This is a genomic window from Stenotrophomonas sp. STEN020 (genome assembly GCF_056760195.1).
In genome coordinates, this window is the sequence record NZ_JBRREI010000016.1 from 22,331 (window position 1) to 48,080 (window position 25,750).

Here is a 25,750-nt window from a genome sequence, read left to right on the forward strand (position 1 = left end):
ACAAAAGTGATACATTGCTTATCTTGTATGGATATGCGGGTAGCTGCTGTGCGTCGGGACAAGCTGAAGTTTCATCTGGTGATGCTGGGTTGCGCCGGTTTCGTGGTGCTGGCGCTGGCGTCGCTGGTCTATGTCTGCTCGCGGCCGCAGACCGCCGACGTGCAGGCCAGTGAGCGCGCGGCCATCGACCAATGCCTGCAACGCAGCCGCGCACCGGAGCGCACCGAGATCTACCGCCGTGCCCAGGCCGATTCCTGCGCCGAGATGCTGGAACAGTACGAGCACAAGTTCGGTGCGGACTCTGCCTCGTGAGCCCGCCCAACGGCGCATCGCCGCGCAGGCGCGGGATGCGGCTGTGGATCGCGGCGGGCTGTGTGCTGATGGCCGGTATTGCGATAGCGCTATGGCAGTACTTCGGCCTCAGTGCGCAGGCCACATTCGCCGAGCAGGCCATCGTCTTCGACGACACCCAGCTCAAGCTGCCGTCGGAACTGGCCGGCGCCAACGGCCGCATCCGCGTCGTGCATTTCTGGGACCCGGCCTGCAAGGTCTGCAACCGCGAAACCGGCGCGCATCTGAGCTACCTGATCAGCATGTACCGTCGCGCCAACATCGATTTCTATGCGGTGCGCCGGCCGGGCACGACGGGTGAGCTCCCCGAGTATCTACGTGGTCGTCTGACGGAACTGCCGACGATTGAAGGCGCCGAACATATCCCGGCCAGCCCTGCAGTTGCGATCTGGGACAGGCAAGGGCATCTGGCCTACGCCGGCCCGTACAGCATTGGCATGGTCTGCAATTCGGCCAATAGTTTTGTCGAGCCGATTCTCGACAAGCTGGTCGATGGCCAGACGGTGCGCCCACGCGGATTGCTGGCGGTGGGCTGTTACTGCCCTTGGCAAAGCAAGCCTTGATCTACTGCTGATGAATCTGCAGGCGCGCCAGCGTGCGTGGACGTTTTGTCCGCGCACAAAAAACAGCGGGCACCCGCTCCAACCGACCGATGGTTGTGAGCAGGCACCCGCCGCTGATGCAAACAATACGTGGCTACATCGTCCATACATGGTGCGACAGGATGTCGCAGTTTTTGCCGGTAAACATGGGGTTTGGCGATGAACTGGATGGACAGCGCGCTGCGCAGCAACGGCCCGATCTACCTGCGCATCGTCAACAGCATCGAGCGCAGCATGAACACCGGCGAGCTGGTGCCCGGCCATCGGTTGCCATCGCAGCGCGCATTGGCCAAGCAGCTCGGCATCGACCTGACCACGGTGACGCGCGCCTTCGATGAAGCGCGCCGACGCGGCCTGATCGAAGCGCGTGGACCACAAGGCAGTTTCATCGCACCACCGAAAGCCGCCTTCGGGCAACCGGTGGATCTGAGCATGAACGTGCCGCCGGTACCGGATGCATTGGCCTTGAACGATGCCTTGCGACGTGGCGCTGCCGCGGTGCTTGCGCGCAGCAATGCGCCCAACCTGATGACGTATCACCTGGCCGGCGGCAGCCCGACCGACAGGCATGCGGCGATCAGCTGGTTGCAGCCGATGCTGGGTGATGTTGTCGATACGGCACTGGTGGTGGCGGAGGGCGCTCAGTCGGCGCTGGCCTCGATCCTGATCAGCCAGACCCAGGAAGGCGAGGTGATTCTTTGCGATCACCTTGTGTATCCCGGTCTGCTGCAGGTCGCCAAGTCGCTGGGTCGGCGCCTGCTGCCGGTCGATGGCGATGCAGATGGAATGTGCCCGGATGCGCTTGAGCGCGCTTCACGGCAGAGCGGCGCACGCGTGGTGTACCTAAATCCCACCTGCAACAACCCAGCTGCGCTGACGATTCCGCCGCAACGTCGGGTTGCGTTGGCGCGTGTGCTGCAACGGCTGGAGCTGTTGGCTATCGAAGATGATCCTTATTGGCATCATGCTACGGAGAAGCCAACGCCGATTGCTGCGTTGGCACCGGCGCATGTGTATTACGTATCAACCTTGTCGAAGGCGATCAGCCCCGGTCTGCGTACAGCCTTTGTTCGTTGTCCGTCGGAGCGACACGCTGAAGAACTGGCGACCGCACTGCGATCGATCTGCTTGATGGGCCACCCGCTGGTGATGGCGCTGGTCAGCCAACTGCTGTTGGACGGATCGGCAACCGCATTGTTGGGGCAGGTGCTGGAAGAAGCGCGCGAACGCACTGCGCTGGCAGCACATCTGCTGGTGCCTTCGTTGAAGGTACAAGCAGCCGGCTTACATGCCTGGTGCACCGTCCCCGAACCATGGACCGATGCCAGCTTTGTGCGCGCCGCCCAGCTGCAGGGCCTGGCGATCTCGCCTTCATCGGCATTCAGACCGGATGGCGCACAGCGCAGTCGAGGCTTTCGGCTGTCACTGGGGCAAGCAAGCAATAGACGCCAACTGCAAAGCGCCTTGCGCCGCATCAACCAACTGGTCGATGCCCCAGATTCAAGCAGCGCGGCATAAACCCGTAGTGCCGAGCCATGCTCGGCAGGGGCCTTACAAGCAATGCTGCAACGGTAGTGCCGAGCCATGCTCGGCAAGGGCATTACAAGCAATGCTGCAGCTGTAGTGCCGAGCCATGCTCGGCAGGGGCATTACAAGCAGTGCTGCAACGGTAGTGCCGAGCCATGCTCGGCAAGGGCATTACAAGCAATGCTGCAGCTGTAGCGCCGAGCCATGCTCGGCAGGGGCATTACAAGCAATGCTGCAACGGTAGTGCCGAGCCATGCTCGGCAGGGGCATTACAAGCAATGTTGTAGGGGCGGCATAAGCCGCGAAGCCAGTGATGCGTCAGCCGCCGCGCAATCGCGAACTGCACCCCTCCCCAACCCTCCCCTTGCCTGCGGCAAAGGGAGGGGGCAAGAGCGCGCTTCGCTCGGTTACAGTTTGGGTTGCGGCTTAACCGCATACGCACCAAACGTGCTGCCGATGAATCCACCTGCGGTGTCGGTACTGAGCAAGCTCGCATCCAGCGCTTCGCCAACACGTTGCCATTGCCCTGGCTGTGGTGAGAACCATGCCTGCGCACGTGCTCCATCCAGGGTGAATCTCAGGCCGGTGTTATCGCCAGCGCCGCTTAGCTCCTTCTGCGCCAACAGCGTTCCTGTCTCCGGGGATTCCCGGCCAGCACGCAGATACAGAACTATCCGACGCACGCCCTTGCTGGCTTCAATGCCAAGCACATAGTGATAGCGCTCGTTCTGCAGCAAGGCCAATCCGGCCAACTCGCCGTCGGCCACAGATGCTGCAGACAACTGCATGTCCAGGGTCGCGCGGTGGTGCTGCAGACGATGTCCTAAATAGTGGGCCTGTTCTTCCGCACCCTCTACGCCCAGCGGCGTCATGCCTGCTTGTAGTTTCAAACCGCCAGCGCCCATGCTGAACCAAGCGCTCTTTGGCGGATGCAAGGTCAGCCATTGCGGCGGTAACTTCGCGTCACTGAAGTTCTCTGTCCAATTGGATACAGCGCTATCAGTGACAGTCGCGCTCGCCCCTGCAATCTGCGGCCGCGGCAGCTGTAGTGGTACGCCAGCGCCACGCGGCAGCACCTGCGGCCAGCCATCTTGCCATTGCACCGGCAGCAGGAAGGTTTCGCGGCCAAGATTGTATTGATTGCCGCGGTAGGGGCGGGTAGCGAGGAATACCGTCCACCAGCTGCCGTCGGCCAACTGCACGAACTGCGCATGTCCGGCCGAGGTCACCGGGCCGGCGCGCTTGGGATCGAGGTCGCGCTGGGTCAACACCGGATTGTTGGGGCCAGCCTGATACGGACCCGTCAGGTTGCGGCTGCGCCAGATCATCTGCGCATGCTGTTCGCCGGTGCCGCCTTCGGCGGCGGTCAGGTAATACCAGCCGTCGTGCTTGAAGATATGCGGGCCCTCTATGTGCTCGGGCTTGCTGGCGGGGTCTGCGCCGCCATCTACCAGCAGTCGCCGCTCGGCAATGGCCTTGCCACTGGCCAGATCAATCTGCTGCAGCCAGATCGCGCGATGGCCGTCGTAGCGCAGCTCGCCATCAGGAACGTCGTTGTGCACCACCCAGGCGCTGCCATCGGTATCGAAGAACAGGGAAGGGTCGATCCCGCGCACCTGCAGCCAGACCGGATCGGACCATGGCCCGGCCGGGTTGTCGGCGTGGATCAGGAAGTTGCCGCCGTCGCAGTAGAAGCAGGTGTTGACGATGTAAAACCGACCATCGTTATGACTGATGGAGGCGGCGAACAGGCCGCGGGTGAGCTCGTCCTTGCCGTAGTTGATCTGGCTGGGGCGATCGATGGCATTGCCGATCTGTGTCCAGTTCACCAGGTCGCGGCTGTGGTGAATCGGCAGTCCGGGGAAGTAGCCGAACGTGGAGTTGACCAGATAGAAGTCATCGCCAGCGCGCACGATCGATGGGTCCGGGTAAAAGCCGGGCAGTATTGGATTGCGATAGTTTCCGGCTGCAAGCGGAGCGTGCAGGTCGTTGCCCTGGTAGCTGATTGAATGCACCAGCACTTCGGCATTGCTGGCCGGTGCCAGCAGGCAGAGCAACATCCACAGCAGGCGGCTACGCATCGGCGGCTTTGTCCAAGCTTGGAGAAGCCTTGGAATCTAGCAGCTACCGGCAGCGATGGTGGCGAGGTGTCTGCGGGTTGTCTGGCAGTGCTAGGGGCGAAACCGGGGTGGGGCGGGGGGGGGTGGTGGGAGGCCACCCCCCGCCCCCCGCGGGGGGATAGCCCCCCGAGCCACCCGGGGGTGGTGGGGGGGGGGGGGGGGGGGGGTGGTGGGGGGGGGGTGGGGGCCCCCCGGGGGTTGGGGGGGGTTTTCTTACAAAACCCCCCTCTCCCACCCCGGTTTTACTCAGCCCGCCTTGAACACCTTGCGCTTGCCGGTCAATACCTTTTCCGAGGGGGTGAGCTTGGCCACGCCCGGGATCAGGAAGTCGGTGGCGGTCTGCCCGAAGCGGATCTTGGAAGCCAGCCAGAGCGGCATCTTGCCGCGGCCGGTCCAGGTGTTCCAACGGTTCTCGGGATCGCGATATTTCGGTTTCACTTTCGGCCCCTTGCGGCGGCCGGCCTTGCCCTTCGGCGCGACGGCATCTGCGCCGGGGCCGAACAGTTCTTCGATCGTATAGCCGGTCTGCTTGGCCAATGCGGTGAGTTTGCGCCTGACCTTTTCCGCAGGTTGACGTTGGGTGAGCGCTTTGTGCCTGTCCTGTGCGGCGCGGATGAGAGTGTTGAGCTCTCGAAGATCAAGGGGGGTTAGGTCGATACTCATGGCGTAAGCGTCAGTTCTTGGCCCCGGGGTGTCAAGCCGCCGCTGTAAGTTACCGGTGGCGGCAGCGCGCTGGTTGGGGTCTGGATTGCTGCCCAAAGGGGGGGCGCTGGCCGGCCCGCCCGCTGTAGTCCGGGTGAGCGCAGCGCGACCGCGGCCGTTGGCGGACTGCAGTATCGGTACACGGCTGCCCCCGGGTGCGCTGTGCTTGCCCGGGCTACCTCAATGCTGACGACGGCGCACAAAAAACCCGATGGCAGCGGTCTGGCATCGGGTTTCGAGCGACTCAAGTGCAGGTTTTGCAACGCTCAGCGGTGATTGCGAGAAAGCACCATCGAGTACGCAAACCGGCCCGGCGGGTGCAGGCTGGTCGCGACCAGCAGCAAGCGGCCGTTGGCATCGCGGTAACGGCGCTGCACGCGCATTGCCGGCTCGCTCTTCTTGATGTCGAGCAGCTTGGCGTCGCCGGCATCGAAGGACGCCGCATCGAACACCTGCTCCACCCGCGACAGCTTGGTCGGGTCTAGGAACTTGGCCAGCGCCCGCGCGGCGCCAGCCACTTCCAGCAGTTTCTCGGTCGGTACACCGGTGCGCACCGGGATCAGCATCTCGGTAACGGCGATCGGTTCGCGGCTCTGTTCTTCCAGGCGCAGGCAGTGCAGGCGCAGGTATTCCTTGCCTTCGTGGATGTCCAGGCGCTGCGCCATCAGCGGGTCGGCCAGCTTGCGCTCGGTTTCCAGTACCTGCAGGCGGGTGCTGTTGCCGTACTGCATCAGCAGGTCGACGGTGTCGATCTCGTGCTCGTAACGCATTGCCGAGTTCTGTGCGATCACCCGCGTGCCAGCGCCGGGCCGGCGCTGCACCAGGCCGGCGCTGATCAGCTGCGCCAAGGCTGCGCGCGCGGTGTGGCGGCTGACGCTGAAGCGTTCGCACAACTCCAGCTCGGTGGGTAGCAAGGTACCAACGGCGTACTCGCCCTTCTCGATTGCCGCCTGCAGTAGATCGCCCAGTTCGGCATAGCGGGGCTTGCTGCGTCGCGTACCAGTCATATGTACAGATCCTTGTTCAAAGTCTGAGCGAGAGTTCCTGCCAGCTGCGCTGCAGGGGTTCACGGTGTTTGGGTGCGGCGATGGCGATCAGGGCCTGGGCCCGTGCATGGACGTCGAGATGGCGTAGATCAGCTACGCCATGTTCGCTGACGATGCAGTCGGCATCTACGCGGGCAAGGCTTACGGGACCGGCGGCTAGCATCGGCACGATCCTGCTTTCGCCCTTGGGGGTACTGGCAGGGAGTGCAATGATGCCGCGACCAGCGGTCGATTGGCGAGCGCCTTGCAGGAAATCAGGCAGGCCGCCCACGCCACTCAGTTGGCGTCCAGACAGGAACTCACCGTTCACCTGGCCCAGCAGGTCCACCGATAACGCGCTGTTGATGGCGGTCAGGCGCGGGATACCGCCCAGTACGTTGTGGTCGTGGGTGTGGCCAACCTCGCGGAAGCTGATGCTGCGCGGGGCGATGTCGTACAGCGCCTGTGTACCCAGCGCGACACCGGCCACCACTGCATTTGGTGCCGGCGACAGTGCGCCGGATTCGAGCAGGCCCAGCAGGCCATCGGAGACCATGCCGCTGTGGATGCGCAGATTGCGCCGCTCGCGCACCGCGCGCAGCACGGCCGATTGCAGTCGGCCCAAGCCCAGTTGCAACGTCGCGCCGTCGTCTACCAAGGTAGCAACCTGCGCGGCCACTGCATCCATGGCGGCATCGGCGGGCGGATCAGGGATATCCAGCAAGGGTGCATCCTGCTCGATGGCTGCAGTAATCCGCGACAAGGGAATCGAGGGCCCGCGCGTGCGCGGCATGCGTGGGTTGATATGCGCCAGGATGCGGGTCGCGCGCGGCCACGCCGCCGGGGTGAAGTCGCAGGCAATGCCCAGCGAACAGTTGCCGTCCTCGTCCGGCGGTGCCACCTGCACCAGCACGGTGTCGAAGGCCACACTTTCGCGCAGCCAGCGCCAGGTGGCGGTATAGGTCATCGGCAGGTAATCAACGCGGCCATCCAGCCAGGAACTGCGCAGATCGCTGCTCAGGAAAATCGTGCGCTGGCGTGCCTGCGGGTGCAGCCCGGCAAAGTCGAAGGTGTTGACCGTGGGGATGTGCACGCCGGTGAAACGCAGTCCGCCGCAGCGCTCGGCGCCGCTGCGCAGCCAGTGTTCAAACAGCAGCGAATGGCCGGCACAGCCGGGCGCGAAGACTTCGGGTCCTTGCGCGAGGTAGTCGAAGAAAGTGTCGGCATCCAGAATTCGGGGCATGGGGCTGATTGCGGCGTTCGGGAAACGGATCATATGATATGTCCGGACAAAGTCGGTTATGCTCTTTTCACGCGTTTGCTGTTCCCACCACCCCGAACCCGCTGTTGCGGGCCCGCACCGAGACCTCATCGCGCGATGACCACGCCTGCTGCCAGCCTTACCGAACAGCTCGCCCAGCGCCTGCAACGGCCGGTAGATAATGCCGCCCGTGAGCGTGCCGCATTGCTGCTGGTCGACTGGCTGGGCTGCGCCTTGGCCGCCCTGCGCTATCCGATTGCGACGCAGCTGCGCGCAGTGGTGCAGGCACAGGCCAGCGGCAACGTGGTTGCCTTGGGCGCGGGCCGGCGCAGTGCCGCTGATGCCTTGCTGCTCAATGCCGCGCTCGCCAATGTGCTGGAAATGGACGATGTGCACCGCGGTGCCATCCTGCATCCCGGCCCGGTCGTCATCCCGGTCGCGCTGGCTGCGGCACAGGCTGAAGGCGCGGATGCGACGGTGCTGCTTGATGCCATCGTGCGTGGCTATGAAGCGACCATCCGGGTTGGCCGTGCGTTGGGAAAGGCGCATTACCGCTATTGGCATCCGACTTCGACTGCTGGCGCCTTTGGCGCTGCCGCAGCCGCTGCATCAGTGCTGCGCCTGCCAGCTGATTCGCTGGCCGATGCGCTGGGCAATGCCGGCAGCCGTACAGGCGGGCTGTGGCAGATGCGCCATGAGCCGGTGCCGACCAAGTCATTGCACAACGCCGAAGCCGCACGCAGTGGCTGGCTGGCGGCGCAGTTGGCGCTGGCTGGCATGCGTGGGCCGCGCAGGATACTGGAAGGCGAGCAGGGACTGTTTGCCGCCACCGCGCCGGATGCCGTGCCGGAACTGGTGGTTGCCGACGAAGATGATTGGTTGATCCACAGCACCAGCCTGAAGCCGTGGCCGGCCTGCCGCCATGCACACCCGGCAATCGATGCGATGCTGGATGCGATGGCGCAGCTCGATGTCGCAGACATTGCGCAGATTGAACGCATCGAAGTACGTACCTATGCCGAAGCCCTGCGCTTCTGCGACCGCGCCCAGCCGCAGACCGAGCTGGAGGCCAAGTTCAGCCTGCAGCACGCGCTGGCCTCGATCCTGGTCAACGGCCGGCCGCAACTTGATCACTACACCGCCGAAGCCTGCAGCGATGCCGAGTTGGCGCCGTGGCGGCAGCGCATCGAGTTGATCGAGGATGCGGCCTGTAGCCAGCGTTTCCCCGTGCATTACGGCGCCGGCGTGCAGCTGTGGCTGGCCGATGGCCGCAGCGTGCAGGCCGAGCGCATCGACGCCTGGGGCGACCCGGAATGTCCGATGTCGGCCGAGGACGTGCTGGCCAAGGCGCTGGCCTTGGCGAAGTGGGGTGGCGTATCGGCAGGTTTGGCGCAACCCCTCTTTGGGCAGGTGCAGGTGCTGGCCAATGGCGGCAGTCTGGACGCCTTGAACGCCATGTTGGCGCGGGTGGCCTGATGCGATTGACCGAAGCACTGTTGCAGCATGCAAGCACGCTGCGTTTTGAAGACCTTTCCGCCGAGGCTGTCGCGGCTACGCGGGTCTTCGTGATGGATTCGATGGCAGTGGGCATCTCGGGCTCGGGCCCGCAGGTTCCCCTGACCCAGACGGTGCGCCGCAGTGCCGCCAGCTATGGTGCTGGCAATGCCGCGCGGGTCTGGGTGACCGGCGAAGCGATGCCCGCAGCCAGCGCCGCGATGGTCAACGGCTACCAGATCCACAGCCAGGAATTTGATTGCGTACATATGCCAGCGGTGGTGCATCCGCTGGCGGTGATTCAATCGGCCTTGATTGCTGCTGCCGAGCAACGCGCAAACGTCGATGGGGTGGCGGTCGATGGCAAGGCCTTGATCACCGCGCTCAATGTCGCGGTCGATGTAGCGACTTTGATCGGCATCAGTGGCCGCGCGCCGATGCGCTTCTTCCGCCCCTCGATGTGCGGTGCCTTGGGCGCAGCTGCAGGCATCGCGCACCTGCATGGTGCAGACGAAGAACTGCTACGGCGCGCGCTGGGCCTGACCTACAGCCACCTGTCCGGCACCATGCAGGCGCATGTGGAGGGCTCGCCGACGTTGGCGTTGCAGGTCGCGCTTAACGCGCGCGCTGCCTTGAGCTGCTGGGAGTTGGCGCGCAATGGCTTTCCGGCACCGCGCGAGATGCTGGAAGGGCCCTTCGGCTACCTGCCGCTGATCGAGGGCGAATTCGACGTCGGACCATCGCTGCAGAAACTGGCCGCGCGTGAAGCGCAGATCCTCACCGTGAGCCACAAGGTGTTCCCGACCGGCGGTGCCGCGCATGCCGCGCAGGACATGCTGATGGAGCTGCGCCAGCAGCACGGTCTGAACCTGGACAACGTCGCCAGCATCGAACTGCAGGCACCGCCGCTGGTGCGCCGCCTGGTTGGCCGCAGCTATCAGACCGCGATGGAAACCAGTTACGCCCGGCTTTGCCTGCCGTTCCTGCTCGGCACCGTTTTGCTGGATGGCAAGGTCGGCTTGTCCGCCTATGCGCCAGACAAGCTCGCCGATGCGCAGCTGGCCGCGTTCGCCAACCAGGTCAGTCTGGTGCCGAACCATTGCGAAGATCCCAATGCCTTGGTGCCGCAATCGATGACGGTCACCCTGCGCGACGGCCGCGTGCTGCACAACCATCGCGATGCCGCCATCGGCTCGCCGCAACGGCCGCTGTCACGCGCCCAGCAACTGGAAAAGTTCCACCACTGCCTTGACCACGCCGCGCGTCCCTTCGATGCCGGCCACCGTGCTGCCCTGATCTCCCACTTCGACCATCTGCAGGACATCGACGATGTCAGGCAGCTGGTCGACCTGCTGATTGTCGAGACCCCATGACCTACGCCACCTATTTCGAATCCTTCGATGTCAAGGAGCTGCTTCAGCAGTTCCCGCTGGACCAGGCCTTCACCGACAAGTTCAAGAACATCAGCCGCGAGGAGCTGCGCGCCGAGCAGAACGCGATGTTCCTGCGCTGCGTGGCACGCGCCTGGCAGATTCCGTTCTATCAGCGCCTGTGGGGCAACGCTGGGATCACCCAGGACGACATCCAGAGCCTGGACGACATCACCAAGCTGCCGGTATTCGGCAAGCACGAGATCATGGCCTCGGTCGAAGCCAACCCGCCGCTGGGTGACTTCCACGGTTGGCAGGACGGCACCGAAGCCGGCAACAAGCCGCTGGTCTTCCACACCACCTCCGGCACTACCGGCCGCCCGCAGCCGCTGGTGTTCTCGCCGCATTCGCGCGAAGTGCAGAGCCTGCTGTTGGCGCGCCTGTACCGTTGGCAGGGCATGCAGCCCGGCGACGTGGTGCACTCGGTCTATGGCCACGGCATGATCAATGGCGGCCACTATGTTCGCGAAGCAGTGACGCATTACACGCAGGCACTGTTCTGCTCGGCCGGCACCGGTATCGAGATGCGTTCGGCGCAGCAGGTGCAGCTGATGAAGAGCATGGGCACCAACGTCATTGTTGGATTTGCCGACTACATCAAGAAGCTGGCCGACGTGGCCCGCGAGAACGGTCTGGTGCCGGGCAAGGACATCCCGGTGCGGATGATCTGCGGTCACTTGGGTCGCGAATCGCGCGAATCGCTGTCGGCGGCCTGGGGCGGCGTCGAACTGTACGACTGGTACGGCGTGGGTGACACCGGCGCGATTGCCGGCCAGGGCCCGGATCAGGATGGTCTGTACCTGATGGAAGACGCGCAGTACGTCGAAATCCTCGACGTGGATAGCGGTGAACTGGTGGCCGATGGTGGCACCGGCGACATGGTGGTCACCTGCCTGTACAAGGACGACATCTACCCGATTATCCGCTTCAATACCCATGACGTGACCCGTGTGCTGACCACGCCGTCGCCGCTGGGCATGAACCTGCGTCGCATCGAGGGCTTCCTCGGCCGCAGCGACAACATGGTCAAGATTCGCGGCATCAATGTATTCCCGCAGGCAATGGCGCCAGTGTTGGAAGAACACGCCTCGTTCGCCGGCGAGTTCATCTGCGTTGCCAGCCGCGACGACGGTGGCCGCGATGATCTGGCCGTGCACGTGGAAACCCGTGGTGCGCTGGATGACGCACAGCTGGCCGCGGAGTTCGCCGCGTTGCTGCGCCAGCGCCTCGGTGTTGAAATGAGCATCGTGCTTGCCGCGCCGGGCGCGCTGGCAGCGCTGACCGGTATCGAAGTACGACAGAAGCCGGTGCGCCTGATCGACAAACGTTTCGCTTGAGGAAGACCGCGTGAGCAAGGCCGATGCGCAGTTGTTGAGCTTGGATCTGACTGCGCAGGCGGCCTTGCTGGCCGCTGGTGAGGTCAGTTGTACCGAACTGATCGAGCAGCAGTTGGCAGCCATCGCTGCCAGCCAGGCGCAGATCAACAGCTATATCCATGTCGATGCGGAAGGCGCATTGGCTGCGGCCGCGCAGTCCCAGCAACGTCGCCAACGTGGCTTGGCGCGTCCTTTGGAAGGCCTGCCAGTCGCGGTCAAAGACAATATCGACGTGGCCGGTATGGTCACTACCGCCGGCATGGAAACCCGCCGTCACAGCGCGGCGGCCAGCACCGACAATCCGGCCGTGGCCGCATTGCGCGCTGCCGGTGCGGTGATCGTCGGCAAGCTCAACATGCACGAAGCGGCGATGGGCGCCGACAACGACAACCCGTTTTACGGCGCCTGCCATAATCCGCATCGGCCCGGTTATACGCCGGGCGGTTCCAGCGGCGGCAGCGGTGCTGCGGTGGCGGCTGGTTTGTGCGCGGCGGCGTTGGGCACCGACACCATGGGCTCGGTGCGCATCCCGGCCAGCTATTGCGGCGTGGTCGGGCTCAAGCCGAGCTGGGGCGCAATCAGTACACGCGGCACGGTGGCCTTGTGCCGGCGGTTGGACCATATCGGCCCGTTGACGCGTTCGGCGCGCGATCTGCGCTTGCTGCTGCAGCTGATGACTGGCTTCGATCCGGACTGCGCGCAGTCGCGCTTCGTCCAATACCTGCCCGCTGACAAGTCGGCGCTGCGCATCGGTGTGGTCGATCTGTTTGATGCCGCCGAGGTTGCGCCCGATGTGCAGACAGCATTCGAGGATGGCCTGCGCGTGCTGGTTGGTTTGGGCCATCAGTTGAAGCCTTTGCCGGCACCGGCCTTCCCATCTGCCCGCGCACGCCGCGCTGGCTTGTTGATGAGCGAGGCCGAACTGCTGGTCGAGCACGCCGATGCCTGGGCCGGCGACCGCAGCAAGTTCTCGCCACTGCTGGTCAAACTGATGTCCTGGGCAGAAGGCCGCAGCGCTGCCGAACTCGCCGCCGCTTCGCAACTGGCCGACCGTGGCCAGGTGCAGCTGCAGCAGTGGTTGGCGCAATGCGACGTAGTGGTGATGCCGACTGCGCCGCAACGCGCATTCGCATTCGGCAACCCGGCCCCGGCCAGCCAGGCCGATCTCACCGCCTATGCCAACCTGGCCGGCAACCCAGCCTTGTCCGTGCCCTTGCCGGTAGCTGCAGGCGAATTGCCTGCAGGCATGCAGCTGATCGGCAATATCGGCGACGAACTCACGCTGATTGCGCTGGCAGAGGCCTTCCAGCAAGCCATTGGCTGGCAGCCCGTGCTGCCCGATGCCTGCAAAACCTGGTGGCCGAAATGAACCTGCTCGACGGCGTTCGCGTTCTCGACCTGTCGCGCATCCTCGCCGGTCCCTGGGCCACGCAGGTGCTGGCCGACTTCGGCGCCGACGTGATCAAGGTCGAGCGCCCAGGCGTGGGTGACGACACCCGCAGTTGGGGGCCGCCGTATTTGCAGGATGCCGAGGGCAATGACAGCAGCGAGTCCGCGTACTACCTGTGCGCCAACCGCGGCAAGCGCTCGCTGGCGATCGATTTCACCACCGCCGAAGGGCAGGCGCTGCTGCGCGAGCTGGTCGTGCATTGCGACGTGCTGGTTGAGAACTACAAGGTCGGTGGCCTGAAGAAATACGGGCTGGATTTCACCAGCCTGCAGGCGATCAACCCGAAGCTGGTGTATTGCTCGATCACCGGCTACGGCCAGGACGGGCCTTATGCGCAGCGTGCCGGTTACGACGCCGCGATCCAGGCCATCGGCGGCCTGATGAGCGTCACCGGCGAGCCGGATGGTGCGCCCGGTGCTGGCCCGCAGAAAGTAGGTGTGGCCGCGACTGATCTGATGACCGGCATGTATGCGGCGACCGCGATTCTGGCGGCGTTGCGTCATGCCGAACGCACCGGCGTTGGTCAGCAGATCGATCTGGCGCTGCTGGATACTCAGGTCGCATGGCTGGCCAACCAAGCCTCCAATTACCTGATTGGCGGCGTGGTGCCAACCCGGCAGGGCACGGCGCATCCGAACATCGTGCCGTACCAGGTGATGCCGGCGGCCGATGGCTATTTCATGCTTGCAGTGGGCAACGACGGCCAGTTCGCACGTTTGTGCGAAGTAATTGGCGAGTCCGAGCTTGCGCGCGATCCGCGCTATGCCAGCAACAACGCACGGGTTGCGAACCGCGAACTGTTGGTCCCGCATCTGCAGCAGGTGCTGAGTACGCGGCCGGCAGCTGAATGGTTGGCGGCGCTGGAGAAAGCGGTGGTGCCGGCCAATCCGGTCAACCGGATTGATCAGGTGTTTGCCGATCCGCAGGTGCAGGCGCGTGGTCTGCGGATTGAACTGCCGCATGCCGGTGGCGGCAGCGTGGCGATGGTGCGTAATCCGCTGAAGTTCTCGGCGACGCCGGTGCGTTATGAGCAGGCTGCGCCGTTGTTGGGGCAGCACACGGCTGAGGTGTTGGGGGAGGTGCTTGCCCTCGATGGTGAGCGGCTGCGTGAGTTGCGTGAGTCGGGTGTGGTTGGGTGAGGCTTGTTCGCGGTCGGAGTCAGTAGTGCCGAGCCATGCTCGGCAGGGGCATTCCCGGTGCGCCATCAAAGCTGTGGGAGCGGCGTGAGCCGCGAAGCTGGCAGCACCGAAATCATCGGCATGCCCGCAATCGGATAGATCCATAGCTTCGCGGCTGACGCCGCTCCCACAAAAAATAAAAAACCCAGCTGGCGCAGTTCACGCCCCGCCAGGGAAACCCTGCTGCCGCCACGCCTCATACACCACCACGGCGACCGAGTTGGACAGATTCAAGCTGCGGTTGTTGGGCTGCATCGGCAGGCGCAGGCGGTGGCCATCGGGCAAGGAATCAAGCAGATCCTGCGGCAGGCCACGGGTTTCCGGGCCGAACAGGAAGGCGTCGCCGTCGGCGAACTGCACGCTGTCATAGCGGACGCTGGAGCGGGTACTCAATGCAAACAAACGCTTCGGGGCGATGCGCGCCAAGGCGGTTTCCAGGTCCGGATGGACCTGCATCTGTGCGTACTCGTGATAGTCCAGGCCGGCGCGCTTTAGCTGCTTGTCACTGAGGTCGAAACCCAAAGGCTCGATCAGGTGCAGCCGCGCGCCGGTGTTGGCGCAGAGCCGGATCACATTGCCGGTGTTCGGCGGGATCTCGGGCTGGTAAAGCACTACATCGAAAACAGGGGCAGAAGTCATCGGCGCAGTTTACGCCGGGTGTCGCGTCATGGCTGGCTTAATTGGAAACCATGCCCTGCGCGACGACCTTGCCGATGGCTTCAGCAGCAGCTTCTGCAGCCATGGACTGCACCTGCTCCACGTCCGGGCGGACGGTGATGGCCGGCAGCGAGACCATCCAGTTGCCGGCACGGGTGCCGATGGCGACCGGGCTGGCGGAGGCGAGTTGGCTGGCGGTCTGTTCGGCCATCAGCTCGACGATCTGGCCGACGGTCGGGCGGACCTGCACGGCTGCCAGGGTCGGGATGTTGCTGCTGGCTTCGTGCTGGGCCTGGGCCAGCTGATCAGCGGAAGGACGAACCTGCACGGTTTCCAAGGTGACGATATCCGAAGCCTGGACCGAAGAAACAAAGCCGGTGCTGGCGACGAGGGCGATGGCAAGGGCGAGAGACTTGGCGTTCATGGCGGGACCTGTTTGGTGTGTGTGGTCAGTGGTGTGGTAGTAAGGTAGTACAGTAAATTTCGTAGTGCAAGAACTTTCTTTACTTTTTTTGATCTGTTCAGCTATCAGTCATTTGTCGTCTGAAGTGATCTGGCTGCGAGTAATAGACAGCAGGATGCGTGCCAATCGCATCTTATTGATAAATAAAGAGTTGTTGTTTATGGAAAGTGTCCGCTGTCCGGACACCTGCCGCGCCCGCAGTGACCGGACGGACACCGGTACAGCTGCTTCGGTACCCATGACGCATGGCGTATGCCGATGTGACGGCGCCCGGTTAGGATCAGCGTTCACCTTCATACCCAAGGGAAATGGAATGAACGCTGCTATGCCCCGTACCGCCTTGTTGACCCTGGCCCTGAGTGCCGCCCTCGGCGGATTTGTTGGCATGCCGCTGGTTGCGGAGGCCAAGCCGGCCGCCGCCGCTGCGTCTGTGGACATTCCGTATGAAGAGTTCACCCTGCCCAACGGCCTGCGCGTGGTGGTGCACACCGACCGCAAGGCGCCGATCGTGGCGGTGAACATCTGGTACCACGTTGGTGCCAAGGACGAACCGGCCGGCCGCACCGGCTTCGCGCATCTGTTTGAACACTTGATGTTCCAGCGCAGCGAAAACCACGACGGCGAATTCTTCGAACCCTTCAAGCAGGTCGGTGCCACCGACCAGAACGGCACCACCAATACCGACCGCACCAACTATTTCCAGAACGTGCCGACCACCGCGCTGGACATGGCGCTGTGGATGGAGTCGGACCGCATGGGTCATCTGGTCGGCGCCATCGATCAGGCCGCCCTGGATGAGCAGCGCGGCGTGGTGCAGAACGAAAAGCGTCAAGGCGAGAACCAGCCTTATGGTCAGGTATGGGACAAGCTGACCCGCGCCATGTACCCGGCGGGTCACCCGTATCACCACGGCGTGATCGGCTCGATGAACGATCTCAACGCCGCCTCGCTGGACGACGTAAAGACCTGGTTCCAGACCTGGTACGGCCCGAACAATGCGGTGCTGGTGCTGGCCGGTGATATCGACGTGGCCACTGCCAAGGAAAAGGCCGCCAAGTTCTTCGGCGACATTCCGGCCGGCCCGACCATGGCGCAGCCGGCGGTGAACGTTGCGCAGCGCGCTGCCACCACCCGCGAAGTGATGACCGACAAGGTGCCGCAGGCGCGCATCTACCGTGCCTGGAATGTGGCCCAGGTTGGCACCACCGATATCGATCAGCTCGACCTGTTCTCCTACGTGCTGGGCGGCGCCAAGTCCTCGCGTCTGGACCAGCGCCTGCTGCACAAGGACAAGCTGGTCGACAACATCAGCGCGATGACCGATGCCTCGCAGCTGGGCTCCAACTTCCTGATCATGGCCACGGTCAAGCAGGGCGTGGACCCGGCCAAGGTCGAGGCGGCCATCGACGAGGAGCTGAAGCGTCTGATCGCCGAAGGCCCGACCGCCGATGAGCTGGAGCGCGCCAAGGTGCAGTCACGTGCCGGTTTCGTGCGCGGCATCGAGCGTATTGGTGGCTTCGGCGGCAAAGCTGACGCGCTCGCACAGTGCGCCGTATACGAAGGCAACCCGGGTTGCTTCCGCACCTCGCTGGCCAATGTGGACGCGGCATCCGCTGCGGACGTAAAGGCGGCCGGCGCCAAGTGGCTGGGCGTGGGCGACCACACCCTGGTGGTCGAGCCGGGCGAGCGCGTTGCCTTGGCCGAGCTGCCGTCGGTCAAGCCGGCGCCATTCAACGTGCCGGCCGTGGACAGCAAGTACAAGACCCTGCCGAGCCAGGTTGACCGCAGCGCCGGTGTGCCCAAGACCACCAGCTTCCCGGAACTGAAGTTCCCGCAGCTGCAGCGCGCCACGTTGAAGAACGGCACCCAGGTGGTGCTGGCCGAACGCCATGATGTTCCGGTGGTGCAGTTCAGCTATGAGTTCCCGGGTGGCTTCACCGCCGACCGTGGCCGCAAGCCGGGCACCGCCAACTTCACCATGGGCATGCTGGACGAGGGCGCTGGCCAGCTCGGCTCGCTGGCCTTCGCCGATGCGGTGGAACGCCTGGGGGCCAGCGTCAACGCCGGTGCGTCGCTGGATGGTTCCAGCGTGTACCTGTCGGCACTGAAGGAAAACCTCGCACCGTCGCTGGCACTGTATGCCGACGTGGTGCGTGCACCGCGCTTCGAGCAGAACGAGATCGATCGCATCAAGGCCACCTGGATTGCTGGCATCCAGCAGGAAAAGGTGCAGCCCAATGCGGTGGCGATGCGCGTGCTGCCGCCGCTGCTGTACGGCGCCGGTCACCCGTATGCGATTCCGTTCACCGGCAGCGGCAATGAAGCGGCGATCCAGTCGCTGACCCGCGACGACCTGACCTCCTTCCACAAGCAGTGGATACGTCCGGAAGGCGCCACCCTGATCGTGGTCGGCGACACCACCTTGAAGGACCTCGTGCCGCTGCTGGAGCGCAGCTTCGGTGACTGGAAGGGTGAGGGTGCACGCCCGAAGGTTGAGGCCCCGAACAATGTGGACCGTCCGCAGACCGCACGCGTGTTCCTGATCGACCAGCCGGGTGCGGTGCAGGCCAACCTGTTCGCCGGTGAAGTGACGCCGTCGACGATGGACCCGGGCACCACCCGCTTCGACATTGCCAATGGCGTGCTCGGTGGCGACTTCACCTCGCGTCTGAACATGAACCTGCGTGAGGACAAGCATTGGTCCTACGGCGCACGTTCGTCGGCCTCCAATGCCCTGGGCCAGCGTCCGTGGATGGCGGTTGCACCGGTGCAGATCGACAAGACCGGTGAGGCGATGAAGGAAATGCACGCTGAAATCAGCCAGTTCGCCAGCGGCCAGCGTCCGCCGACCGATGCCGAGGTCAATCGCATCCGCAACATCCAGACGCTGAGTCTGCCGGGTGCCTATGAAACCGCATCGGCGGTGATGAGCACCATTGGCGGCATCGTGCGTTATGGCCGTCCGGACGACTACGTGTTCAAGCGCAAGGCAGAGATCGAAGCAATGACCCCGGCACAGGTGGCCGAGGCAGCCAAGACCCTGGACCCGTCCAAGCTGACCTGGGTGGTTGTAGGCGACCTCAAGCAAACTGAAGCCCCGGTGCGCGCACTGAAGCTGGGCGAAGTGACCGTGATCGACGCCGACGGCAAGCCGGTTGAGAAGAAGTAAGCGGTAGGGCGCAGCCCACCGCTTCCGCTTAAGCCCCTCTCCCGTTTACGGGAGAACTCAGCCCACCGCTTCTGCTTAAGCCCCTCTCCCGCACGCGGGAGAGGGGTTGGGGTGAGGGCAGCTTCTAGCTTTGACCGGTAAAGCCCCTGCCGAGCATGGCTCGGCACTACACCTTTGCCCCCTCCCTTTCGCGCAGCGAAGGGGAGGGTTGGGGAGGGGTAGGTTTTGTTTTGCCGCGCACCAAATCACAGGGATCACCACCTGTTCATCCATTCCCGGCACAATCCCTGCTGATCTTCACAAGGAATAGTCCATGCGCGTCCTGCTTTTGTCCGCCCTGATCGCCAGCACCGCCGCCTGTACCTGGGTGCCGATTGAATCCAGCGGCAAGACCGTGCGCGTACTGCCCGCCGGTCCGGTTGCACCGGGCTGCGTGACCAAGGGCGAGATCGTGGTGTCGGTAAAGAGCAAGGTCGGCTTCTACAACCGCAACCCGCTGCGCGTGCAGGAAGAACTGGAAACCCTGGCCCGCAACGAGGCCCCCAGTGCAGGCGCCAATGCGGTGCAGGCTGCAGGTCTGCCGGCTGATGGCAGCCAGCGCTTTGCCGCCTTCCAGTGCCCGCCGCGCTGAGATTCCAGGCCGTCTTACGGTCCCGGCGGCTCCATACGCCGGGCCGCTGATTTGTAAAGATGCGGTAAAAAGGCGCAGGCGCTAGAATGGCGACCCCTTCGCCTGAGTCTTGGCGCTTTCTGATGCCTTTTAAAAACGTCTCGATCGCGGGACTGGCGCATATTGATGCGCCGCATACGCTGACCTCAAAGGAAATCAACGAGCGGCTCCAGCCCACGCTGGAACGCCTGGGCATTCGTGCCGACGTGCTTGGCGATATCGCCGGCATCCATGCGCGCCGCCTTTGGGACCAGGGTACTCAGGCCTCGGACGTTGCCACGCTGGCAGGCCGCAAGGCGCTGGAAGATGCCGGCATCACCGCCGACATGGTTGGTCTGTTGATCAATACTTCCGTCAGCCGTGATTACCTGGAGCCGTCCACCGCTTCGATCGTGTCCGGTAACCTGGGCATCGGCGAAGAGTGCGTCACCTTCGACATCGCCAACGCCTGCCTTGCCTTCATCAATGGCATGGACATGGCGGCGCTGATGTTGGAGCGCGGCGACATCGACTATGCGTTGATCGTCGATGGTGAAACCTCCAACCTGGTCTATGAAAAGACCCTGGAGCGCATGATGTCCCCGGACATCACCGCCCAGCAGATGCGTGACGAAGTCGCCGCGCTGACCACCGGTTCCGGTGCGGCAGCAATGGTGATGGCGCGCTCGGAGCTGGTGCCGGACGCCCCGCGTTACCGCGGTGGCGTGACCCGTGCAGCCAACCAGTGGAACAAGCTGTGCGTGGGCAACCTCGACCGCATGGTCACCGACACCCGCATGCTGCTGATCGAAGGCATCAAGCTGGCCACCAAGACCTTTGAAGCCACGCGCGTCGCGCTGGGTTGGGCAGTGGAGGAGATCGACCAGTTCGTGATCCACCAGGTCAGCCAGCCGCATACCAATGCCTTCATCAAGGCCTTCGGCATCGACCCGAAGAAGGTGATGACCATCTTTGGTGAGCACGGCAACATCGGCCCGGCCTCGGTACCGATCGTGCTGAGCAAGCTGCGTCAGCTGGGCAAGCTCAAGAAGGGCGACCGCGTCGCGCTGATGGGTATTGGCTCGGGCCTGAACTGCACGATGGCCGAGGTGGTCTGGTAACAAGGCCAGGTCTGACGCTTTTCCCTTCTCCCTTTGCGGGAGAAGGTGCCCGAAGGGCGGAAGAGGGGCAGCGTGCGCAGCACGCCTGAGCGCGGAGTCCGGTCGGCTGTTCAAGCTGTGCCACTCCGGCCAACCCTCTCCCCAACCCCTCTCCCGGTGGGAGAGGGGGCTTAGCAGTCGCATGGTGCAGACTCATGCATTCCCAGGGTCGGTTCTGCCGGCCCTTTCCGCAGGTGCAACCCGATGAACAAACTCCCCGGTTACCCCAGCAAGACCCACCGCTTCGAAGTCCGTCCAGGCTTGTCGATGAACTACATCGATGAAGGCCCGCGCGATGGCGAGGTGGTGGTGATGCTGCACGGCAATCCCTCGTGGAGCTATCTGTGGCGGCACCTGGTCAACGGCCTGAGCGACAAGTACCGCTGCATCGTGCCGGACCATATCGGCATGGGCCTGTCCGACAAGCCCGATGACAGCCGCTACGAATACACCCTGCAGTCGCGCGTGGATGACCTGGATGCGCTGCTCAAGCATCTGGGCATCACCGGCCCGGTGACCTTGGCCGTGCACGACTGGGGCGGCATGATCGGCTTCGGCTGGGCCTTGTCGCACCACGATCAGGTCAAGCGACTGGTGATCACCAACACCGCCTCGTTCCCGCTGCCGCCGGAAAAGCCGATGCCGTGGCAGATCGCCATGGGCCGGCACTGGAAGCTGGGCGAGTGGTTCATCCGTACCTTCAATGCGTTCTCCGCCGGCGCCTCATGGCTGGGCGTGAGCCGACGCATGCCGGCTGATGTGCGTCGCGCCTATGTGTCGCCGTACAACAACTGGGACAACCGCATTTCCACCATCCGCTTCATGCAGGACATCCCGCTGTCGCCGGCCGACAAGGCCTGGTCGCTGCTGGAGCGTGCGGCGCAAGCATTGCCGTCGTTCGCGGATCGCCCGGTGTACATCGCCTGGGGCCTGCGTGACTTTTGCTTCGACCATCATTTCCTGACCGGCTTCCGCAAGGCACTGCCGCAGGCTGAAGTGACTACGTTTGAAGACGCCAACCACTATGTGCTGGAAGACAAGCACGAAGTGATCGTGCCGGCAGTACGCGCGTTCCTGGAGCGCAACCCGCTGGGGTGAACCTTGAGCGGTGTGAGCCTTTGTAGGAGTGGCGTGAGCCGCGAAGCAAGGGACACATCAGCAACGGCCAGCTTCTGCCCCCTCCCTTTGCCGAAGGCAAGGGGAGGGCTGGGGAGGGGTAAGCTTTCGCGGCCTCTCCCATTGCCCCAGCTTCGCGGCTGACGCCGCTCCCACAAACGAGCAGGCGATGCATGCTTCTGTGCGAAGCTCTGTGCTTCTTTGCACAGGGAGTGAAGCATGGATTTCGACAGCCTGGACCGTCAGCTGCGTGACAGCGCGCAGGACCTGAGCTTGAGCAACGAAGAGCGCTCCGCGCTGCGCGAGCTCGGCGTGGAGCTGCCGCCCGATCGCCTGCGCTTCCTGCGCAATCGTGCCTTCGATATCGCCCGCGAGCAGGTCGCGGCCAATCCGGCTGAGGCCCTGCCGATGCTGAAGTGGGTTGAACAGGTAGTGCGTACCCTGGACGTCAACGCCGGCCCGGTTGAAACCCTGACCAGTACTTATTTCTCGCCGGGCGATGCCTGCATGCAACGGCTGCGCGCGCTGTGCGCCGGAGCCAAGCAGACGCTGGATATCTGTGTGTTCACCATTTCCGATGACCGCTTGAGCGGGGTCATCCTGGATGCGCACAAACGTGGCGTGGTGGTGCGCATCATCAGTGACAACGACAAGGTTTACGACGACGGTAATGACATCCGCCGCCTATGCGATGCGGATATCCCGGTGCGGGTGGATCACAGCGAATACCACATGCACCACAAGTTCGCGTTGTTCGACGGCAAGGTGCTGGCCAATGGCAGCTTCAACTGGACGCGCACCGCGACCGAGCACAACGATGAGAATCTGGTGGTCAGCAATGACCGCAATCTGGTGCGTAGCTTCGCGCAGCAGTTCGAAGTGTTGTGGGGGCGTTACAAGGCGCTTTGATGTTGCTGCGGCGCTTGCTCTTTTGCCTCTGACTTTTCTGCTGTCATTCCCGCGCAGGCGGGAATCGCTCCTGCTCTTGTACTTAAGCTTTGCTTTCGTTGGAGCCGAGGTAGGAGCCAGAGCCAGAGCGATTCCCGCCTGCGCGGGAATGACGGCATAAAAACCAGAGCAAGGGCCAAAGCCAAAAAATCAAAGCCCCAAAGCCCCGCAACCCTCAACTACCCACAACCCTCAAGCCGCAATCGGCGTATTCGGCGGCGAGGCCGGGCTGTTGCCGTTGTCGTCCGGATGGTCGTCGTCATTGTCAGCACCATCGCGCCAACGCCAATCGGCCAGGGTCAATGCCGGCATGCCATGGGCGATGCGCGCACGGTCGCACTGCGAGCTGGCCTTGCCGTATTCCCAGGACGCGTCCACCTCGCGGCATACGCTGGGCCGGTTGGGGTGGATGGTGCAGCGTGAGTACACGCCGATCTCCGAGTCCAGGGCCACACAGCGGATCGGGTCCGAATAGGTCCCCTGCATGCACAGCCGGTGCGGGTCCAGGCGCTGGGTCAGCTGGTGGGGCACGCCGCCTTCGGTGACTTCGTCCGATTCCATCCAGTGGAAGGCAACGCGGTATTGAGTGCAGCAGGCGCCGCAGGTCAGGCAGGGATGGGGCATGGGATACCGGCCTTGGCGGCAGGAATAGGACAAAAGGAAGGTGGGAAATTTTCCACGCTGACGGCCAGCGCGCAAGATTTTTCTGCATTGGCGACAATAGGAAGATGAACGAAATCTGCAATATCGCCGCGCGACTGCCCGAGCTGGCGCGTGAACGGCCCGACCAGATCGCCATCCGTTGCCCCGGCAAGCCCGCCGCCAATGGCATGGCCGCCTACGACGTGACCCTGGATTACCGCACGCTGGATGCCCGCAGCGACGCCATTGCCGCGGGTTTGGCGGCAAATGGTATCGGCCGTGGGGTGCGCGCGGTGGTGATGGTGCGGCCAGGGCCGGAGTTCTTCCTGCTGATGTTTGCCCTGTTCAAGATCGGCGCGGTGCCGGTGCTGGTCGACCCCGGGATTGATAAGCGCGCGCTGAAGCAGTGCCTGGACGAAGCGCAGCCGCAGGCCTTCATCGGCATCCCCTTGGCACAATTTGCGCGGGTGTTGCTCGGCTGGGCCAAGGCGGCCAGGGTCAAGGTCACCGTCGGCCGGCGCTGGGCTTGGGGTGGGATCACCTTGGCGAAGATCGAGGCAGATGGTGCCGGAGCGGGCAGTCAGCTGGCCGCAACCGCACCCGATGACGTGGCTGCGATCCTGTTCACCAGCGGCTCCACCGGCGTGCCCAAGGGCGTGGTGTACCGCCACCGCCATTTCGTCGGCCAGGTGGAACTGCTGCGCAATGCCTTCGGCATGCAACCCGGCGGCATCGACCTGCCGACCTTCCCGCCATTCGCGCTGTTCGACCCAGCGCTGGGCCTGACCTCGGTGATCCCGGACATGGACCCGACCCGGCCCGGCAGCGCTGATCCGCGCAAGCTTCACGATGCCATCGCCCGTTTCGGCGTGACCCAGCTGTTTGGTTCGCCGGCCCTGATGCGGGTGCTGGCCGAGCACGGCCAACCACTGCCGACGGTGACCCGCGCCACCTCGGCTGGCGCACCGGTACCGCCGGAGATCGTGTCCAAGATCCGTTCGCTGATGCCGGAATACGGGCAGTTCTGGACGCCGTACGGCGCCACCGAATGTCTGCCGGTCGCGGTGATCGAAGGCCGTGAACTGGTGGATACACGTGAGGCTACCGAGGCCGGTGCTGGCACCTGTGTCGGCCGCGTGGTCGCGCCGAATGAGGTGCGCATCATCACCATCACCGACGAGCCGATTGCTGACTGGAGTGGCGTGCGTGAGCTGCCGGCCGGTGAGGTGGGTGAGATCACCGTGGTTGGTCCGACCACCACTGACAGCTATTTCAACCGACCGCAGGCTACCGCCGCAGCCAAGATTCGTGAAGTGCTGGCCGATGGTGGCGAGCGCATCGTGCATCGCATGGGCGATGTGGGTTGGTTCGATGCGCAAGGGCGCCTGTGGTTCTGCGGGCGCAAGACGCATCGTGTCGAGACAGCAGTGGGGGCGCTGTATACCGAACAGGTGGAGCCGGTGTTCAACACTGTGGCTGGTGTGCGGCGTACGGCTTTGGTGGGTGTTGGTGCGTTGGGCCAGCAGGTGCCGGTGCTGTGTTACGAGCTGCTGCCTGACCAGCATTTTCAGCAGGTTGAGGCGCAGTTGCAGGCGCTGGCATTGCAGCATCCGGAGTTGGGCGGGATCGAACATTTCCTGCGTCATCCGGGCTTCCCGGTGGATATCCGCCACAACGCCAAGATCGGGCGCGAGAAGCTGGCGGTGTGGGCGCAGGCGCAGTTGGGTTGAGCTTGAAAGCTTGAAGCAGGGGCACCCCTCCCAACCCTCCCCTTCGCTGCGCGAAAGGGAGGGCTAAAGCGTTGCCCCCTCCCTTTTCCGCAGGCAAGGGGAGGGCCGGGGAGGGGGGCTCTTGCTCCCTCCCTTGCGCCGAAGGCGAAGGGGAGGGTTGGGGAGGGGTAAAGCGCAGTGTCGTTTGAGTCGAAGGGCAGCCCGAATCCAGCTAATCCCTGACAGGCTTCCATCAACAGCAATTGCAGGCGTTCCGTACGAAAGACGGAGAGTCGCGATGGACAAGCTGCGCAGACGCGCGAGGACGCTACGCAACACACCCACCGATGCCGAAGACCGCCTGTGGCAACAGCTGCGCCGGCGCCAGTTGGCGGGCTATCGCTTCCGCAGGCAAATGCCCTTGGCCGGCTATATCGCCGACTTTGTTTGTCTGGAGGTGAAGCTGATTGTCGAGTTGGATGGTGGGCAGCATCTTGAGCAAGTTGCCTATGACCAACGGCGGACCGAGGTGCTGAAGGGACTTGGATTCCGGGTGCTGCGCTACTGGAATGATGAGGTGCTGCAGCGGATGCCGGCTGTGTTGGAGGACATTTTGCGGGCGTTGGCGCACGGCGAAGAGCACCCCTCCCAACCCTCCCCTTCGCTGCGCGAAAGGGAGGGCTAAAGCCGGGCAGCTCCAACACTTCGCAGCTGCAGCTGT

22 protein-coding genes are annotated in these 25,750 nt (G+C 63.9%); 15 read left to right on the forward strand and 7 right to left on the reverse strand.

From position 1 onward, the window contains the following. The first annotated feature begins 33 nt into the window (after nt 1–33). From ACVOLZ_RS09010 to ACVOLZ_RS09020, 3 genes are all read left to right on the forward strand, one after another. Nucleotides 34–312 carry a hypothetical protein gene (locus tag ACVOLZ_RS09010; RefSeq protein WP_481515852.1) on the forward strand — a complete coding sequence of 93 codons (279 nt, stop codon included), beginning with the start codon at nt 34–36 and terminating at the stop codon, nt 310–312. After that, complete coding sequence (locus ACVOLZ_RS09015) at nt 309–914, forward strand: DUF6436 domain-containing protein (protein ID WP_481515853.1); 606 nt, start codon at nt 309–311, stop codon at nt 912–914. Before ACVOLZ_RS09010 ends, ACVOLZ_RS09015 begins: the two co-directional genes overlap by 4 nt. A 198-nt stretch (nt 915–1,112) precedes the next feature. After that, nucleotides 1,113–2,471 carry an aminotransferase-like domain-containing protein gene (locus ACVOLZ_RS09020; RefSeq protein ID WP_481515854.1) on the forward strand — a complete coding sequence of 453 codons (1,359 nt, stop codon included), beginning with the start codon at nt 1,113–1,115 and terminating at the stop codon, nt 2,469–2,471. A gap of 416 nt (nt 2,472–2,887) precedes the next feature. On the opposite strand, the gene ACVOLZ_RS09025 is transcribed toward ACVOLZ_RS09020, so the two are convergent. From ACVOLZ_RS09025 to ACVOLZ_RS09040, 4 genes are all read right to left on the reverse strand, one after another. Further along, a complete protein-coding gene (locus ACVOLZ_RS09025) occupies nt 2,888–4,561 on the reverse strand; it encodes a glycoside hydrolase family 43 protein (protein ID WP_481515855.1) in 1,674 nt (557 codons plus the stop codon). 285 nt (nt 4,562–4,846) lie between these two features. Continuing rightward, complete coding sequence (locus tag ACVOLZ_RS09030; RefSeq protein WP_481515856.1) at nt 4,847–5,263, reverse strand: H-NS histone family protein; 417 nt, start codon at nt 5,261–5,263, stop codon at nt 4,847–4,849. Between the two features lie 305 nt (nt 5,264–5,568). Then, nucleotides 5,569–6,309, reverse strand: a complete 741-nt coding sequence (locus ACVOLZ_RS09035; protein ID WP_481515857.1) for a GntR family transcriptional regulator — start codon at nt 6,307–6,309, stop codon at nt 5,569–5,571. Nucleotides 6,310–6,325: 16 nt separating this feature from the next. Beyond that, the gene (locus ACVOLZ_RS09040; protein WP_481515858.1) at nt 6,326–7,570 is read right to left on the reverse strand and encodes an acetyl-CoA hydrolase/transferase family protein; all 1,245 of its coding nucleotides are present in this window, start codon (nt 7,568–7,570) and stop codon (nt 6,326–6,328) included. Between the two features lie 135 nt (nt 7,571–7,705). Between ACVOLZ_RS09040 and ACVOLZ_RS09045 the strand changes: the two genes are divergently transcribed. From ACVOLZ_RS09045 to ACVOLZ_RS09065, 5 genes are read left to right on the forward strand one after another with little or no spacing between them, the layout of a single operon-like run. Beyond that, a complete protein-coding gene (locus ACVOLZ_RS09045) occupies nt 7,706–9,064 on the forward strand; it encodes an MmgE/PrpD family protein (RefSeq protein WP_481515859.1) in 1,359 nt (452 codons plus the stop codon). Further along, a complete protein-coding gene (locus ACVOLZ_RS09050; protein WP_481515860.1) occupies nt 9,064–10,455 on the forward strand; it encodes an MmgE/PrpD family protein in 1,392 nt (463 codons plus the stop codon). Before ACVOLZ_RS09045 ends, ACVOLZ_RS09050 begins: the two co-directional genes overlap by 1 nt. Further along, on the forward strand, nt 10,452–11,849 hold the full coding sequence (locus ACVOLZ_RS09055) for a phenylacetate--CoA ligase family protein (protein ID WP_481515861.1): 1,398 nt from the start codon (nt 10,452–10,454) through the stop codon (nt 11,847–11,849). The genes ACVOLZ_RS09050 and ACVOLZ_RS09055 overlap by 4 nt, the downstream gene beginning before the upstream one ends. A gap of 10 nt (nt 11,850–11,859) precedes the next feature. Beyond that, nucleotides 11,860–13,257 (forward strand): amidase, encoded by a 1,398-nt coding sequence (locus ACVOLZ_RS09060; RefSeq protein WP_481515862.1) that lies wholly within the window; start codon nt 11,860–11,862, stop codon nt 13,255–13,257. Further along, nucleotides 13,254–14,477, forward strand: coding sequence for a CaiB/BaiF CoA transferase family protein (locus tag ACVOLZ_RS09065; protein ID WP_481515863.1), 1,224 nt, complete (start codon nt 13,254–13,256; stop codon nt 14,475–14,477). The genes ACVOLZ_RS09060 and ACVOLZ_RS09065 overlap by 4 nt, the downstream gene beginning before the upstream one ends. Before the next feature lie 198 nt (nt 14,478–14,675). Here ACVOLZ_RS09065 and trmL read toward each other — a convergent pair whose 3' ends face one another. Together trmL and ACVOLZ_RS09075 are read right to left on the reverse strand one after the other, a co-directional pair. Continuing rightward, complete coding sequence (gene trmL / locus ACVOLZ_RS09070) at nt 14,676–15,155, reverse strand: tRNA (uridine(34)/cytosine(34)/5-carboxymethylaminomethyluridine(34)-2'-O)-methyltransferase TrmL (protein ID WP_481512403.1); 480 nt, start codon at nt 15,153–15,155, stop codon at nt 14,676–14,678. A 37-nt stretch (nt 15,156–15,192) separates the two neighbouring features. Continuing rightward, a complete protein-coding gene (locus ACVOLZ_RS09075; RefSeq protein WP_481515864.1) occupies nt 15,193–15,597 on the reverse strand; it encodes a hypothetical protein in 405 nt (134 codons plus the stop codon). 352 nt (nt 15,598–15,949) lie between these two features. Between ACVOLZ_RS09075 and ACVOLZ_RS09080 the strand changes: the two genes are divergently transcribed. From ACVOLZ_RS09080 to ACVOLZ_RS09100, 5 genes are all read left to right on the forward strand, one after another. Further along, complete coding sequence (locus tag ACVOLZ_RS09080; protein ID WP_481515865.1) at nt 15,950–18,805, forward strand: M16 family metallopeptidase; 2,856 nt, start codon at nt 15,950–15,952, stop codon at nt 18,803–18,805. A gap of 313 nt (nt 18,806–19,118) precedes the next feature. After that, nucleotides 19,119–19,436, forward strand: a complete 318-nt coding sequence (locus ACVOLZ_RS09085) for a DUF4156 domain-containing protein (protein WP_481512406.1) — start codon at nt 19,119–19,121, stop codon at nt 19,434–19,436. Between the two features lie 122 nt (nt 19,437–19,558). After that, nucleotides 19,559–20,575, forward strand: a complete 1,017-nt coding sequence (locus ACVOLZ_RS09090; protein WP_481515866.1) for a 3-oxoacyl-ACP synthase III — start codon at nt 19,559–19,561, stop codon at nt 20,573–20,575. 243 nt (nt 20,576–20,818) lie between these two features. Then, on the forward strand, nt 20,819–21,712 hold the full coding sequence (locus tag ACVOLZ_RS09095) for an alpha/beta fold hydrolase (RefSeq protein WP_481515867.1): 894 nt from the start codon (nt 20,819–20,821) through the stop codon (nt 21,710–21,712). Between the two features lie 237 nt (nt 21,713–21,949). Next, a complete protein-coding gene (locus tag ACVOLZ_RS09100) occupies nt 21,950–22,639 on the forward strand; it encodes a phospholipase D-like domain-containing protein (protein WP_481515868.1) in 690 nt (229 codons plus the stop codon). Between the two features lie 231 nt (nt 22,640–22,870). Here the strand turns inward: ACVOLZ_RS09100 and ACVOLZ_RS09105 are convergent, their stop codons facing one another. After that, nucleotides 22,871–23,302, reverse strand: a complete 432-nt coding sequence (locus ACVOLZ_RS09105) for a YkgJ family cysteine cluster protein (protein ID WP_481515869.1) — start codon at nt 23,300–23,302, stop codon at nt 22,871–22,873. A gap of 104 nt (nt 23,303–23,406) precedes the next feature. Between ACVOLZ_RS09105 and oleC the strand changes: the two genes are divergently transcribed. Next, a complete protein-coding gene (gene oleC, locus ACVOLZ_RS09110; protein WP_481515870.1) occupies nt 23,407–25,050 on the forward strand; it encodes an olefin beta-lactone synthetase in 1,644 nt (547 codons plus the stop codon). A 277-nt stretch (nt 25,051–25,327) separates the two neighbouring features. Then, nucleotides 25,328–25,714, forward strand: a complete 387-nt coding sequence (locus ACVOLZ_RS09115; protein WP_481515871.1) for an endonuclease domain-containing protein — start codon at nt 25,328–25,330, stop codon at nt 25,712–25,714. The last annotated feature ends 36 nt before the right edge of the window (nt 25,715–25,750 follow it).

What these genes read in the sequence shown, in the direction of transcription:
- trmL (WP_481512403.1), bottom strand. Translation starts at nt 15,155, where the DNA reads ATGACTTCTGCCCCTGTTTTCGATGTAGTGCTTTACCAGCCCGAGATC.
- ACVOLZ_RS09115 (WP_481515871.1), top strand. Translation starts at nt 25,328, where the DNA reads ATGGACAAGCTGCGCAGACGCGCGAGGACGCTACGCAACACACCCACC.
- ACVOLZ_RS09090 (WP_481515866.1), top strand. Translation starts at nt 19,559, where the DNA reads ATGCCTTTTAAAAACGTCTCGATCGCGGGACTGGCGCATATTGATGCG.
- ACVOLZ_RS09040 (WP_481515858.1), bottom strand. Translation starts at nt 7,570, where the DNA reads ATGCCCCGAATTCTGGATGCCGACACTTTCTTCGACTACCTCGCGCAA.
- ACVOLZ_RS09095 (WP_481515867.1), top strand. Translation starts at nt 20,819, where the DNA reads ATGAACAAACTCCCCGGTTACCCCAGCAAGACCCACCGCTTCGAAGTC.
- oleC (WP_481515870.1), top strand. Translation starts at nt 23,407, where the DNA reads ATGAACGAAATCTGCAATATCGCCGCGCGACTGCCCGAGCTGGCGCGT.
- ACVOLZ_RS09020 (WP_481515854.1), top strand. Translation starts at nt 1,113, where the DNA reads ATGAACTGGATGGACAGCGCGCTGCGCAGCAACGGCCCGATCTACCTG.
- ACVOLZ_RS09055 (WP_481515861.1), top strand. Translation starts at nt 10,452, where the DNA reads ATGACCTACGCCACCTATTTCGAATCCTTCGATGTCAAGGAGCTGCTT.
- ACVOLZ_RS09080 (WP_481515865.1), top strand. Translation starts at nt 15,950, where the DNA reads ATGAACGCTGCTATGCCCCGTACCGCCTTGTTGACCCTGGCCCTGAGT.
- ACVOLZ_RS09010 (WP_481515852.1), top strand. Translation starts at nt 34, where the DNA reads ATGCGGGTAGCTGCTGTGCGTCGGGACAAGCTGAAGTTTCATCTGGTG.
- ACVOLZ_RS09100 (WP_481515868.1), top strand. Translation starts at nt 21,950, where the DNA reads ATGGATTTCGACAGCCTGGACCGTCAGCTGCGTGACAGCGCGCAGGAC.
- ACVOLZ_RS09045 (WP_481515859.1), top strand. Translation starts at nt 7,706, where the DNA reads ATGACCACGCCTGCTGCCAGCCTTACCGAACAGCTCGCCCAGCGCCTG.
- ACVOLZ_RS09065 (WP_481515863.1), top strand. Translation starts at nt 13,254, where the DNA reads ATGAACCTGCTCGACGGCGTTCGCGTTCTCGACCTGTCGCGCATCCTC.
- ACVOLZ_RS09035 (WP_481515857.1), bottom strand. Translation starts at nt 6,309, where the DNA reads ATGACTGGTACGCGACGCAGCAAGCCCCGCTATGCCGAACTGGGCGAT.
- ACVOLZ_RS09030 (WP_481515856.1), bottom strand. Translation starts at nt 5,263, where the DNA reads ATGAGTATCGACCTAACCCCCCTTGATCTTCGAGAGCTCAACACTCTC.
- ACVOLZ_RS09050 (WP_481515860.1), top strand. Translation starts at nt 9,064, where the DNA reads ATGCGATTGACCGAAGCACTGTTGCAGCATGCAAGCACGCTGCGTTTT.
- ACVOLZ_RS09085 (WP_481512406.1), top strand. Translation starts at nt 19,119, where the DNA reads ATGCGCGTCCTGCTTTTGTCCGCCCTGATCGCCAGCACCGCCGCCTGT.
- ACVOLZ_RS09105 (WP_481515869.1), bottom strand. Translation starts at nt 23,302, where the DNA reads ATGCCCCATCCCTGCCTGACCTGCGGCGCCTGCTGCACTCAATACCGC.
- ACVOLZ_RS09075 (WP_481515864.1), bottom strand. Translation starts at nt 15,597, where the DNA reads ATGAACGCCAAGTCTCTCGCCCTTGCCATCGCCCTCGTCGCCAGCACC.
- ACVOLZ_RS09025 (WP_481515855.1), bottom strand. Translation starts at nt 4,561, where the DNA reads ATGCGTAGCCGCCTGCTGTGGATGTTGCTCTGCCTGCTGGCACCGGCC.